At 71.7% G+C, this 12,860-nt stretch carries 10 protein-coding genes; 1 reads left to right on the forward strand and 9 read right to left on the reverse strand.

What is annotated here, in order from left to right:
- Positions 1 to 193 precede the first annotated feature (193 nt).
- Positions 194 to 814: a nicotinate-nucleotide adenylyltransferase gene (gene nadD, locus ACFYWM_RS23145; protein ID WP_389917506.1), complete on the reverse strand. Its 621-nt coding sequence runs from the start codon at positions 812 to 814 to the stop codon at positions 194 to 196.
- A gap of 74 nt (positions 815 to 888) precedes the next feature.
- Between nadD and ACFYWM_RS23150 the strand changes: the two genes are divergently transcribed.
- Positions 889 to 1,914 (forward strand): M48 family metallopeptidase, encoded by a 1,026-nt coding sequence (locus ACFYWM_RS23150; protein ID WP_389917507.1) that lies wholly within the window; start codon positions 889 to 891, stop codon positions 1,912 to 1,914.
- Between the two features lie 203 nt (positions 1,915 to 2,117).
- Here the strand turns inward: ACFYWM_RS23150 and ACFYWM_RS23155 are convergent, their stop codons facing one another.
- From ACFYWM_RS23155 to ACFYWM_RS23190, 8 genes are all read right to left on the reverse strand, one after another.
- The gene (locus ACFYWM_RS23155; protein WP_389917508.1) at positions 2,118 to 4,055 is read right to left on the reverse strand and encodes a protein kinase; all 1,938 of its coding nucleotides are present in this window, start codon (positions 4,053 to 4,055) and stop codon (positions 2,118 to 2,120) included.
- Between the two features lie 180 nt (positions 4,056 to 4,235).
- Positions 4,236 to 5,525, reverse strand: coding sequence for a glutamate-5-semialdehyde dehydrogenase (locus tag ACFYWM_RS23160; protein ID WP_389917509.1), 1,290 nt, complete (start codon positions 5,523 to 5,525; stop codon positions 4,236 to 4,238).
- A 17-nt stretch (positions 5,526 to 5,542) separates the two neighbouring features.
- A complete protein-coding gene (proB, locus tag ACFYWM_RS23165; protein WP_389917510.1) occupies positions 5,543 to 6,667 on the reverse strand; it encodes a glutamate 5-kinase in 1,125 nt (374 codons plus the stop codon).
- 189 nt (positions 6,668 to 6,856) lie between these two features.
- Entirely contained in the window at positions 6,857 to 8,209 is a 1,353-nt protein-coding gene (gene obgE, locus ACFYWM_RS23170) for a GTPase ObgE (RefSeq protein WP_389917511.1), read from the reverse strand.
- Between the two features lie 117 nt (positions 8,210 to 8,326).
- Positions 8,327 to 8,584 carry a 50S ribosomal protein L27 gene (gene rpmA, locus ACFYWM_RS23175; RefSeq protein WP_389917512.1) on the reverse strand — a complete coding sequence of 86 codons (258 nt, stop codon included), beginning with the start codon at positions 8,582 to 8,584 and terminating at the stop codon, positions 8,327 to 8,329.
- 19 nt (positions 8,585 to 8,603) lie between these two features.
- Positions 8,604 to 8,906 (reverse strand): 50S ribosomal protein L21, encoded by a 303-nt coding sequence (rplU, locus tag ACFYWM_RS23180; RefSeq protein WP_030924785.1) that lies wholly within the window; start codon positions 8,904 to 8,906, stop codon positions 8,604 to 8,606.
- Between the two features lie 209 nt (positions 8,907 to 9,115).
- On the reverse strand, positions 9,116 to 11,908 hold the full coding sequence (locus ACFYWM_RS23185) for an Rne/Rng family ribonuclease (protein WP_389917513.1): 2,793 nt from the start codon (positions 11,906 to 11,908) through the stop codon (positions 9,116 to 9,118).
- Between the two features lie 97 nt (positions 11,909 to 12,005).
- Complete coding sequence (locus tag ACFYWM_RS23190; RefSeq protein WP_389917514.1) at positions 12,006 to 12,767, reverse strand: TIGR03936 family radical SAM-associated protein; 762 nt, start codon at positions 12,765 to 12,767, stop codon at positions 12,006 to 12,008.
- Positions 12,768 to 12,860 lie beyond the last annotated feature (93 nt).

Genomic DNA, 12,860 nt, shown 5'->3' on the forward strand with positions numbered 1-12,860 from the left:
GGGCCGTTCGACGATCATGCCGGTGAGCTGCGGACACTCGTCCCACGCAAACGTCTCAAATCATAGCGAATTTCATGGGAACACGTTCTAACCTGCGACATTTCACCAGCTCATCGCGATTCGCAGGATTTTTCACCATCCATCCGCTCCGGCTGCCCCCGGCCCGCTCCGCTCGTCGACGGGCACCGGAAGATCACGAGGACGTGTCGCTGTAAAGACCACGCTTGTTGATGTACTGGACGATGCCGTCGGGGACGAGATACCAGATGGGCTCCCCCGAGGCCACCCGCTGGCGGCACTCCGACGACGAGATGGCCAGCGCCGGGATCTCCACCAGGCTGACCTTGCCCTCCGGCAGGCCCGGGTCCCGCAGGACGTGGCCGGGCCTGGTGGCGCCCACGAAGTGCGCGATGGTGAACAGCTCGTCCACGTCGCGCCAGCTCAGGATCTGGGCGAGGGCGTCGGCCCCGGTGATGAAGTAGAGGTCCACGTCGGGCCCCCAGGCGGCGGAGATCTCCCGGAGCGTGTCGATCGTGAAGGTCGGCCCCGGACGGTCGATGTCGACGCGGCTCACCGAGAACCGGGGGTTGGAGGCGGTCGCGATGACCGTCATGAGATAGCGGTCCTCGGCGGCCGAAACGATCTTGTCGGCCTTCTGCCACGGCTTCCCCGTCGGCACGAAGACCACCTCGTCGAGATCGAAGTGGTGGGCGACCTCGCTGGCCGCGACCAGGTGGCCGTGGTGGATCGGGTCGAAGGTCCCGCCCATGACGCCCAGACGTCGCTTTCCCTGGCCAGTAGGCGCGTTCATCATGAAACGGACCATACGTGCAAGCCGTACACAGCTTTTAACCACCCCCCGCGCGGGGCAGGCATACCCGACGTAGCATGCCGGACATGACCACCACCCCGGATCGCAACCGCGTGCAGCTTCCCGGCATCAGCTCACGCGCCTACGAACATCCCGCCGACCGGTCAGCGCTGGTCGCCCTCCGGTCGCTCAGCGGGTTCGACACGGTGCTCAAGCAGATGTCCGGCCTGGTCAGTGAGCGCCGCCTGCGCCTGATCTACCTCGCCTCGGCCGTGCGGACCAGCGACACCCAGTTCCGAGCCCTGCACGACATGGGCCGCGACGCGGCCTACACGCTCGACCTCCACCGCATTCCCGAGGTCTACGTGCAGCAGAGCCCGCTGGTGCAGGCGAAGGCGATCGGCTTCGACGACCCGTTCATCGTCGTCACGACCGGCCTCCTGGACCTGATGGACGAGGAGGAGCAGCGCTTCGTCATCGGCCACGAGACCGCTCACATCCTGTCGGGCCACGCCGTCTACCGCACCATGCTCGACATCCTCACCCGCCTGGCCACCCGCGTGGCCTGGATCCCGCTCGGCTACATCGGCCTGCGCGCGATCGTGGCCGGCCTGGAGGAGTGGCACCGCAAGTCCGAGCTCTCCGCCGACCGTGGCGGCCTGCTCTGCGGCCAGGACCCCGACGCGGCACTGCGCGCCCTGATGAAGCTCGCCGGCGGCTCGCGCCTGCACGAGATGAACATCGAGGCCTTCCTCGACCAGGCGCGGGAGTACGACACGGCGGGCGACGTCCGCGACGGCCTGCTCAAGGTCCTCAACCTGCTGGGCACCACCCACCCGTTCGCCGTCTCCCGCGTCGCCGAGCTCGACAAGTGGCGCCGCGGCGGCGAGTACGATACGATCATCGCCGGGGAATACCCCCGCCGCGCCGACGACGCCAACGCGAAGATCTCCGAGGAGGTCAGGGCCGCCGCCCGCTCCTACCGCGACTCCTGGTCACAGTCCCAGGACCCGTTCATCGGCGTCCTGCGCGACGTGGCCGAGGGTGCCGTCAACGCCGGAGAGCGCATCTTCAACCGCTTCTCCCGCCGCGATGGAAATTAACCAGAAGCTCCACCGAAAGGGCCCGGACAACTGTTCCCGGGCCCTTTTGCATTCAACACCGCACGAACAGGGTCCCTGAGAATCCGGGCGATCATCGCCGGGGCGAGCGTGGCCGGACCGTTTCGCACGGCACGGCGAACACCTCCCCGATCGGGCTCCTCGCCGGACAGGGGTTCTCCTGCGACGCCCCCGGGTCGAACCCCCTACACGAGGAGGGCGATCGCGCGTACGGCGGCGGAGCACAGGGCGACGAACCCGCCCAGCACGGCCAGCGCGCGCAGGCCCTCCTTGCGGAGCTCGACGAGCTCGGCGCCGATCCGCTCGATCTCCCGGCCGAGGATGCCGCCGCAGACGACGCCGAACACGACGCCGGCGACGGCGACCGGGGCCGGGTGCGCCCACCAGTCGGGGGGCAGCGAGCCGCCGAGGGTGAGCCAGAGCGCGGAACCCGCGAGGGCCGCCGCCGGCAGTCCGGGCCACACCAGGGCGGTCAGCAGCGAGACGGCGAAGGTCAGCGGGAAGCCCAGCACCCGCAGGGCCGCCCGGGTCCTGGCCGACTTGCGCTTCCTGACCATCCAGTGACCGGCCCACAGCGCGCGGGCCAGCGTGGCGAACAACCCGGTGACGGCGAAGGTGGCAGGCGGCCAGATGGCCGTGGCCACGACGCACGGGACGGCCAGGACGGCCAGCAGGAGCAGCGCCGCGTTGCCCGCGGGCAGCGGCCCCGCCCTGCCCCCCTCCCGGAGCTTCCCGGCCGCGCCGCCCCTGCCCTTACCCGCCTGGCGCCGGACGGTCCTGGCCGCGGCGGCCGGACGCCCGCCGCGCGACGTCTCGGCGGGCGCGGGGACCCGGCCGGCCCTGGACGTCTCACCGGTCGCGGCAGCCACCCGTCCCCCGCGAGGCGTGTCACCGGTCGTGGAAGCCGTACGCCCCCCACGGGGCGTGTCACCGTTCGAGGCGGCCGTACGCCCCCCGCGAGGCGTCTCACCGGTCGTGGAAGCCGACCGGCCGCCGCGGGCCGCCTCGCCTACCGCGGAGGCCGCGCGCCCGCCCCTGGCCGCCTCACCCGCCACCGGGTTGTTCGCCACGCCGGTCCGCGCCGCACGGGCCGCCTCGGCGGCGGGCACCGCCCGCCCGCCGCGTGGCGTGCCGTCGGCACCGGACGGGAGCCGGGACGGGCGCACCGCGCCGTCCGCCGGGACGGGCGGCCTGCCCCTGCCGCTCTCCGCCCTCGCCGCCCTGCCGCCCCTGGCGGGATCCTCGCCCTTGGCCCCGGACCTCGCCGTGCCGGGCTTCTCCCCCTTGGGAGCGGACGGCTTCCGGGCCGCCCCCGCCTCGGACGGGATCACGCGGGCCAGCCGCCCCAGGCGACCGGTGAGGAGCGCGGCGGTCGGGCGTTTGGCGGGCTCACGATGGAGGGCGGCGCGCACCAGGGGCAGCAGGGCGGCCGGGACGCCCTCGAGGTCGGCCTGGCCGTTGAGGATCGCGTACATCTGCGCCTCGACGGTGCCCCCGCCGAAGGTGGGGCGGCCGGTCGCGGCGAAGGCCACGGTGGCCGCCCAGGCGTGCACGTCGGCGGGCTCGCCCACGTGCTCGTCGGCGAACAGCTCGGGGGCGGCGTAGCCGGGGGTGCCCAGGAAGGTGCCGGTCAGGGTGAGCCGGGTGGCGTCCAGGACGTGGGCGATGCCGAAGTCGATCAGGACGGGCTCGTCGTCCCCGCTGACCACCACGTTGGCCGGCTTGAGGTCGCGGTGCACGACCCCGGCCGCGTGGATGATCGACAGGGCGACGGCGAGCCCCTGCGCGACGCTGAGCAGGGCACCGTCCCTCAGGGGGCCGTCGCGGCGCACCCGCTCCAGGAGGGTGTCCCCCTCGATGTGCTCCATGACCAGGTAGGGCCGGTCGCCGTCGAGGTCGGCGTCGACGACGCGGGCGACGTAGGGGCTCTCGACCCTGCGCAGGGCGCGGACCTCCCGCTCCAGGCGCACCCGGGCCTCGGAGCCGGCGTCGTGGACGTCGTGGAGCACCTTGAGCGCGACGTTGTCACCCCGGCGGCTGGAGGCGAGGTAGACCTCGCCCATTCCCCCACGGCCGAGACGTTCCAGCAACGTGTAGGGACCGACCCGCCCGAGACGACCCACGTGACCTCCTGCGTCGGCCACATGGGTCAGGGACCGCTGCGCCTATCGGGTCGCTCACTCCCGCTCGCTTCCCTGCTCTCCAGCCATAGGAGACCACACCATAGCGGGCGAGTGTGACGTTTTCCCGACGGCACGCCGGACTCCCCGAAAGATCCGGGAGCCCGGGACACTCCGGCGGGACTAGCGGCCGGCCGCCTCGGGCGAGGCGAGGACCGTGCCCTCGGCCGTACGCAGATGACCCTCGCCGGTGTAGACCCACTTGGTGGAGGTCAGCTCCGGCAGGCCCATGGGACCGCGCGCGTGCAGCTTCTGGGTGGAGATGCCGATCTCCGCGCCGAAGCCGAACTCCCCGCCGTCGGTGAACCTGGTCGAGGCGTTGACCGCCACGGCCGCGGAGTCGACCAGCGCGACGAACCTGCGGGAGGCGCTCACCGAGCGCGTCACGATCGCGTCGGTGTGGGCCGAGCCGTACTTCCTGATGTGCGCCACCGCGTCCTCCAGCGAGTCGACCACGGCGGCGGCGATGTCCAGCGAGAGGTACTCCACCCGGAAGTCCTCCTCCCCTGCGGGCACCACGTCGCCGTACGCCGCGACGCGCGCGTCGCCGTGCACCGTGACGCCCTCCGCGGCCAGCGCGGCCAGCGCGCGCGGCACGAAGGAGTCGGCCACGGCCGCGTGCACCAGGAGCGTCTCGGCGGAGTTGCACACCGAGGGCCGCTGGACCTTGGAGTTGATCAGGATCTGGATCGCGAGGTCCTGGTCGGCGTCGGCGTCGACGTAGACGTGGCAGTTGCCCACGCCGGTCTCGATCACCGGCACGGTGGACTCCTCCACCACCGAGTTGATCAGCGAGGCGCCGCCGCGCGGGATCAGCACGTCGACCAGGCCGCGGGCCCGCATGAGCTCCTTGACCGAGTCGCGGCTCTGCCCGGGGACCAGCTGGACGGCCCCCGCGGGCACCTGCGTGCCCGCCAGCGCCTCCTGCATCACCCTGACCAGGACGGTGTTGGACTCGTACGCGCTGGAGGAGCCGCGCAGCAGGGTGGCGTTGCCGCTCTTGAGGCAGAGCGCCGCGGCGTCCACGGTCACGTTGGGACGGCCCTCGTAGATGATGCCGATCACGCCGAGCGGGACCCGCAGCTGGCGTAGCTCCAGGCCGTTGGGCAGCGTGTTGCCCCTGATCACCTCGCCGACGGGGTCAGGAAGGTCGGCGACCTGGCGGACCGCCTCGGCGATCGCCTCGATCCTGGCCTCGTCGAGACGGAGGCGGTCGATCATGTACTCGGAGATCCCGCTCGCCCTGGCCCGTTCGACGTCGAGCGCGTTGGCCGCGACGATCTCGGCGGAGGCGGCCACGAGCGCGTCGGCCATCACGCGGAGCGCGGCGTCCTTCGGCGCCCTCGGCAGCGGGGCCAGCTCGGCGGCGGCCTCTTTCGCCGCCAGGGCAACCTTCAGGAAGTCCTCGGACATCTCGCGCTCCAAAAGAACTAGTTGTGGGATTCCAGTATGACGATGTCGTCGCGGTGGATCAGCTCTCGCTCGTACTCGGGCCCCAGGCTGGCGGCCAGCTCCCGGGTGGAGCGTCCGAGCAGCCCGGGGATCTCCCCCGCGTCGAAGTTGACCAGGCCGCGCGCGACCACCCGGCCGAGCGGCCCGCACAGGTCCACCGGGTCGCCCGCCGCGAACTCCCCCTCGACGGAGGTGACCCCTGCCGGCAGCAGCGACTTGCGGCGGCTCACCACCGCCTCGACGGCGCCGGAGTCGAGGTGGAGACGGCCCCGGCCGGTGGTGGCGTGGGCCAGCCAGAGCAGGCGGGTGCCGGGGTGGCGTCCGCCGGGGTGGAAGTAGGTGCCGACGTCGGTTCCCGCGAGGGCCTGGGCGGCGTGCGCGGCGGCGGTCAGCACCACGGGAACCCCCGCCCCTGTGGCGATCTTGGCGGCCTGGACCTTGGTGATCATGCCTCCGGTGCCGACCGCGCCCCCCTTGCCGAGCTCGACCCCGACGAGGTCCTCGGGCCCGCGTACGTCGGCGAGCCTGCGGGCGCCGGGACGGCGGGGATCTCCGTCGTAGAGGGCGTCCACGTCCGACAGCAGCACCAGCGCGTCGGCCCGGGTCAGGTGGGCGACCAGCGCGGCGAGCCGGTCGTTGTCGCCGAAGCGGATCTCGTCGGTGGCCACGGTGTCGTTCTCGTTGACCACCGGGACGATGCCCAGCTCCAGCAGCCGGGCCAGCGTGCGCTCGGCGTTGACGTGGTGCGAGCGGCGCATCATGTCGTCGGCGGTGAGCAGCACCTGGCCGACCCGCAGGCCGTAGCGGGCGAAGGAGGAGGTGTAGCGGGCCACCAGCACGCCCTGGCCGACAGAGGCGGCGGCCTGCTGGGTGGCGAGGTCGCGCGGCCTGGCGGGCAGGCCCAGCGGGCCGAGGCCCGCCGCGATCGCGCCCGAGGAGACGAGCACGATCTGGGTGCCCGCCTTCCGCCTGGCGCCGAGCACGTCGACCAGGGCGTCCACCCGGTCGACGTCGATCATCCCCTGCGGGGTGGTGAGCGAGGACGAACCCACCTTCACGACGAGGCGCGAAGCCGTACGGATCCGTTCGCGCGCAGAGTCCACGACACGCACCTCTCAAAGATGATCACTTGGAAGGTCAGGTTATCCGAGCCGCCCGTCCGGACCCCCGGACGGGAACCCGAGTCGCCCGGATCCGCTCGCACGGACCCGTTCACACGAACCCGCTCTCACAGATCCGTTCTCACAGGCTCACTCTCACAGACTCGCTCTCACAGGCCCGCCGGGCTCCCGCTAACCGAGCCGGTTGTCCGAGCCGCGCGGCCCCTGGCGCACGGCCTCGGCGTTGAGCGTCGGCTGCCAGTCGAAGATGTAGCCGTTCTCCATGGAACCGATGATCACCTCGGCCCCGGCCTTCGCCCCGGCCTTGGTGAGCTCCTCCTCGACGCCGAGCCGCTCCAGCCGGTCGGCCAGGTAGCCCACGGCCTCGTCGTTGGTGAAGTCGGTCTGGCGGATCCACCGCTCCGGCTTGACCCCGGTGACCTGGAAGGTGCGCTCGTCGACCCTGCGGACGGCGAATCCCGTGTCGCCGTGCTGCTTGGGCCTGATGACCAGGCGGGTCGGCTCCAGGACGGGAGCGGCGGCCCTGGCGGCGGCGACCATCTCCCCCATGGCGTACGTCAGCTCCTTGAGCCCCTCGTGGGTGGCCGCGGAGATCGAGAAGACCCGCAGGCCCCGCTCCTTGAGCATCGGCCCCACGATCTCGGCCAGCTCGCGGGCGTCGGGCACGTCGGACTTGTTGAGCACCGCCAGGCGCGGCCGGTCCTCCAGCTTGCCGTACGCCGCCAGCTCGGCCTCGATGGCCTCGTAGTCGCTGATCGGGTCGCGGCCCGGCTCCATCGTGGCGCAGTCGATCACGTGCACGAGGGTGTTGCAGCGCTCGACGTGGCGCAGGAACTCGTGCCCCAGGCCCTTGCCCTGCGAGGCGCCGGGGATGAGGCCGGGCACGTCGGCGACAGTGAAGATGGTCTCTCCCGCGGTGACCACCCCCAGGTTGGGGACCAGGGTGGTGAACGGGTAGTCGGCGATCTTCGGGCGGGCCGCCGAGAGCGCCGCGATCAGAGAGGACTTGCCCGCGCTGGGGAAGCCGACGAGCGCCACGTCGGCGACGCTCTTCATCTCCAGCATGACGTCGATCTCGTCGCCGGGCTCGCCGAGCAGCGCGAAGCCGGGGGCCTTGCGCTTGGCGGAGGCCAGGGCGGCGTTGCCGAGCCCGCCGTGACCGCCCTCGGCGATCACGTAGCGGGTGCCCGCGCCGATCAGGTCGATCAGGACCTCGCCGGTGTCGGCGTTCTTGACCACGGTGCCGTCGGGCACCGGGATGATGATGTCGCCGCCGTTGGCGCCGTCGCGGTTGGCGCCCTGCCCCTGCTTGCCGTTGTCGGCCTTGCGGTGCGGGCGGCGGTGGTACTCCAGGAGGGTCGCCGTGTTGGCGTCGACCTCCAGGATCACGTCACCGCCCCGGCCACCGTTGCCCCCGTCCGGGCCCCCCAGCGGCTTGAACTTCTCCCGATGGACAGAGGCACAGCCGTTTCCCCCGTCACCGGCCTTGATGTGCAGGACCACCTGGTCCACAAAGTCCGGCATGTCTACTTTCCTACCTCTATCCGAGGGAACCTCTGCGGGAACCTCTGTCGAAAACGCGAACAGGGGTGGACCGCTGAATGCGATCCACCCCTGCCGTCAACGTCTGTCGGCGCGAATCTACTCCGCGACCGGGACGATGCTCACCGCGCGGCGCCCACGCTTGACACCGAACAGAACGTGGCCGGCGCTCAGCGCGAACAGCGTGTCGTCACTGCCACGGCCGACGTTGTCGCCGGGGTGGAAGTGGGTGCCGCGCTGACGGACGATGATCTCGCCGGCGTTGACCAGCTGACCGCCGAAGCGCTTCACACCGAGCCGCTGGGCGTTGGAGTCGCGGCCGTTCCGAGTGGACGACGCGCCCTTCTTGTGTGCCATCTCGCAAAACTCCCGAAACTCAGGCCTGGTCGATGCCGGTGATCTTCACCTGGGTGTACCGCTGGCGGTGACCCTGGCGCTTCTTGTACCCCGACTTGTTCTTGTACTTCAGAATCCGGATCTTCGGACCCTTGGTCTCACCGAGAATCTCGGCGGCAACCGTGAACTTGCCCGCCTCGGTGGTCACGTCGCCGTCGTTGACGACGAGGACCGTCGGCAGCGAAACCGTGGAACCGACCTCGCCGGCGACCTTGTCCACTTCAAGGACGTCACCGACGGAGACCTTCTGCTGCCTGCCGCCGCAACGAACGATCGCGTACACCGCGGAACCCTTCTTCTGACTGCTTGCTCGCTGGATGCTGCGCCCCGCATCCGGCTGTGGTCATTGATGACGTACCGGGTAGGCGCGCGAACAGGGCGCGCCATGAGCGCACCGGTTCACCAGAGTACCGGATTGACGGTGTCCTGGTCGAACCGGGCGGAACGTCGGGGGTGCCGGCCTTCGGCCCCGTCCCTGTGCGGGACGGGGGTCTAGTCGGCCGGCCTGGCCTTGCGGGAGCGTCTCCGCCCCCGGCCAGAAGCCTGTGCTGCCTGACCGTCCTCGTGCTGGACTCCGTCAAGCGCATCGGTCACCGTATCACGGCCCGACTGGTCACCGGCCGCCACAGCGTGGTTACCGTCCTTGCCGAGCTTCTCCGCGACGGCCTTCTCCACGGCCATCTTGCCCTGGGTGCCGCGCGGCTCGGGCTTGCCCTCCACCGGCTCGGACGAGACGTGCAGGCCCCGGCCGTTGCAGCACTCGCAGGTGGTGGAGAAGGCCTCCAGGAGGCCCTGGCCGACCCGCTTGCGCGTCATCTGGACCAGGCCCAGGGAGGTCACCTCGGCCACCTGGTGCTTGGTACGATCGCGGGCCAGGCACTCCAGCAGCCGCCGCAGCACCAGGTCGCGGTTGTTCTCCAGCACCATGTCGATGAAGTCGATCACGATGATGCCGCCGATGTCGCGCAACCTGAGCTGGCGGACGATCTCCTCGGCCGCCTCCAGGTTGTTGCGGGTGACGGTCTCCTCCAGGTTGCCGCCCTGGCCGGTGAACTTGCCGGTGTTGACGTCGACCACGGTCATGGCCTCGGTCCTGTCGATCACCAGCGAGCCGCCGCTGGGCAGCCAGACCTTGCGCTCCATCGCCTTGGCGATCTGCTCGTCGATCCGGTAGGCGGCGAAGACGTCGCCGCCCTCCTCCCACCTGCTGAGCCGGTCGGCCAGGTGCGGGGCGACGTAGCGGACGTACTCGTCGACCGTCTCCCACACGTCGCCCGCGACGACCAGCGAGGCGAAGTCCTCGTTGAAGACGTCACGGACCACCCGGACGGTCAGGTCGGGCTCGGAGGAGAGCAGCTCGGGCGCGCTGGCCGACTTGGCCTTGCGCTGGATGTTCTCCCACTGCGCCGACAGCCGGGCCACGTCGCGGGCCAGCTCGTCCTCCGACGCGCCCTCCGCGGCCGTACGGACGATGACCCCCGCGTTCTCCGGCATGACCTTCTTCAGGATGCTCTTGAGACGGGTCCGCTCCTTGTCGGGGAGCTTGCGGCTGATGCCGGTCATCGAGCCGTCGGGCACGTAGACCAGGTAGCGGCCCGGCAGGCTGATCTGGCTCGTCAGGCGGGCGCCCTTGTGGCCCATGGGGTCCTTGGTGACCTGCACCAGCACCGACTGGCCCGACTTCAGCGCCACCTCGATCCGCTTGGGCTGTCCCTCCAGCCCGGCGGTGTCGAAGTTCACCTCACCGGCGTACAGCACCGCGTTGCGGCCCTTGCCGATGTCGACGAACGCCGCCTCCATGCTCGGCAGGACGTTCTGCACCTTGCCGAGGTAGACGTTGCCCACGTACGACTGGCTCGCCTCGCGGTTGACGTAGTGCTCGACGAGGACGCCGTCCTCCAGCACCGCGATCTGGGTGCGCCCGCCGGTGCGGCGGACCACCATCACGCGCTCGACGGACTCCCTGCGGGCCAGGAACTCCGACTCGGTGATGATCGGCGGACGCCTGCGGCCGAGCTCGCGGCCCTCGCGGCGGCGCTGCTTCTTGGCCTCCAGGCGGGTCGAGCCGCGCACGCTCTGCACCTCGTCCACCGAGGTGCTGCGCCCGGCACGGGGCGCGCGGATGCGCACCACCGTGTTCGGCGGGTCGTCCGGCACGTCGCCGGCCTCGTCGGTGCCCCTGCGCCGCCTGCGGCGACGGCGGCGCGAGCTGCCGCTGTCGGCGTCGTCGTCCTCCTGCTCGGCCTCGGGCCGCTCCTCGTCGTCCTGCTCGGCCTCGGTCTCCTCGGACTCGTCGAGGTCGCGCGCCTTGCCACGGCCCCGGCCGCCCCTGCGGCGCCGGCGCCGGCGACCGCTGGCGTCGTCGTCTCCGTCGGAGTCGTCGTCCTCGATCTCCTCGGCGAGCTCGGCCTTCTCGGCCTTCGTCTCGGCGGGCTCGGGCTCCGGCGCGGCGGGCTGGACCGGCGCGGGACGCGCGGCGGGCTGGGCGGCCCGCTGCGGGTCGGGGGCCTGGAACAGCGGCTGGAACACCGCGGCGGGCGCCTGGAAGGTCACCGAGGGCACCTCGGAACGTTCCTGGGCGGCGAGCCCGAAGGGGTCGGCGAACAGCCCGGGCCGCTCCTCGACGATGTCCTCGCCCGCGGGCTCGTCGTCGAGCGGCTCCTCGGCGGGCAGCAGCTCCTCCTCGGCCTCCTCGATCTCCGCGGCCTCGACGGGGGCCACCTCGCGCGGGGCGGCCTTCTTGCGTGTACGGGTGCGCTTGGCGGGGGCGGCGGGCGCTTCCTGAGGCTCAGGCCCGGCGTCGGTCTCGGAGAAGGGCTGGGGAACCGCGAAGGGGTCAGGCACGACGGGCGCCGCGGGAGGAACCACCGCGGGCGCCGGTGTCTCCGGAGCCGCCGTCTCGGCGGGCGCCGTCTCGGCGACCTCGGCGGGCGCCGTCTCGACCGGCTCGGCGACCGCCTTCTTCGCACGGCTACGCCGCGTGGTGGTGGTCGCACCCTCCGCTACGGCCGCCTTGCGCCTGCCAGCGCGCTTGGGGGCCGCCGCCACGGGCTCCGGCGCCTCGGCCGGTGACTCCGGCGACTCCGGCGCGGAAGCCTCGGGCGTCACGGGGGACGCGGCAGGCACGGGCGGGGCCGTGACCACGGGGGCCGGCTCCGGCTCCTCCGGCGGGGGGCCGGCGGGCCGGCTCGCCGCCCTGCGGCGGGTCACCGTCGGCCGGGTGTCTTCTGTTGTCGTATCCCCGTCGGGGCCGTTAACCCCGGCGTTGGGCTCGTTGTCGAGCATGCGGGCGCTCTCCCGTTCAGCTCCCGGGCGCGTCTCCGCGCCGCGCGGGAGCTCTCGTCTCTCACTGTCCGCCAGGCCTGGGGCCCGGCGCCAAGTCCTATATGTCGCCGCCGACGTGCCTGCCCACCGGTTCCGCTTCGCCGCCGCGCGTGATGTCGCGGTCAAGGCCGAACGGATCGGCGGGCTCACCGGTGTGAACGTCCAGCGGGCCCTGCGCCAGCCTGGTTACCTCGGGGGGCACCGGCGGCGCGAAGTCAGCCACAAGACGCAGTCCAGTGAGAACGTCGTCGGGTCGAACGGCAGGAGTTTCGTGCCGTACAACCATGCGAAGTATGACACATGGCTGACTGGACGCCTGACCTGCTGTTGTCTCGGTTCCCTCAAATGCCCGAAGGCTCAGCACCGCTTCACGTGCGTCGAAGCGTCGCATCCCCTTCTTGGTAAGGCGTTCTACCTCGATGTGGTCCGTGGCGACGAACTTCTCGGCCGCGGCCCCGGCGAGGGCGGGATCGGCCCCCGGCAGCCGCAGCTCCCACGCCGAGCACTCCATCTGGTCGGCCAGGCTCGCCGGGCCCGCCTCGACGACGTCGAGCACGTCGAGACCGGGCGGCAGCGAGGTGTCCAGAGCGGCTCGCAGCCGGTCGGGATCGCACTCGCGCGTCACGCTGATCTCGAAGTACTCGGCCTCGCTGGCGACCCCGGTGGGGGCGGCCGCTCCCACATAGGAGATCTTCGGATGGGGCGAGAAGCCCGCGCTGAACGCCACCGGGACGTCGGCTCTCCGGACCGCCCGTTCGAGGGCCCGGGTGATGTCGCGGTGACTGGTGAAGCGCAGGCGGCCGCGCTTGGCGTAGCGCACGCGAAGGCGCTGCACCACGGGCGCGGGCGGCGGCCCGTCGGGAGCGGGTTTCAGGGTGGTGTCGTCCTTCCCAAGTCGTGGTCGTCGTTTCCG

It is taken from the genome of Streptosporangium sp. NPDC002721 (assembly GCF_042888905.1).
Lineage (GTDB): Bacteria > Actinomycetota > Actinomycetes > Streptosporangiales > Streptosporangiaceae > Streptosporangium.

What these genes read in the sequence shown, in the direction of transcription:
- nadD (WP_389917506.1), bottom strand. Translation starts at nt 814, where the DNA reads ATGATGAACGCGCCTACTGGCCAGGGAAAGCGACGTCTGGGCGTCATG.
- ACFYWM_RS23150 (WP_389917507.1), top strand. Translation starts at nt 889, where the DNA reads ATGCCGGACATGACCACCACCCCGGATCGCAACCGCGTGCAGCTTCCC.
- ACFYWM_RS23160 (WP_389917509.1), bottom strand. Translation starts at nt 5,525, where the DNA reads ATGTCCGAGGACTTCCTGAAGGTTGCCCTGGCGGCGAAAGAGGCCGCC.
- obgE (WP_389917511.1), bottom strand. Translation starts at nt 8,209, where the DNA reads ATGCCGGACTTTGTGGACCAGGTGGTCCTGCACATCAAGGCCGGTGAC.
- rpmA (WP_389917512.1), bottom strand. Translation starts at nt 8,584, where the DNA reads ATGGCACACAAGAAGGGCGCGTCGTCCACTCGGAACGGCCGCGACTCC.
- ACFYWM_RS23185 (WP_389917513.1), bottom strand. Translation starts at nt 11,908, where the DNA reads ATGCTCGACAACGAGCCCAACGCCGGGGTTAACGGCCCCGACGGGGAT.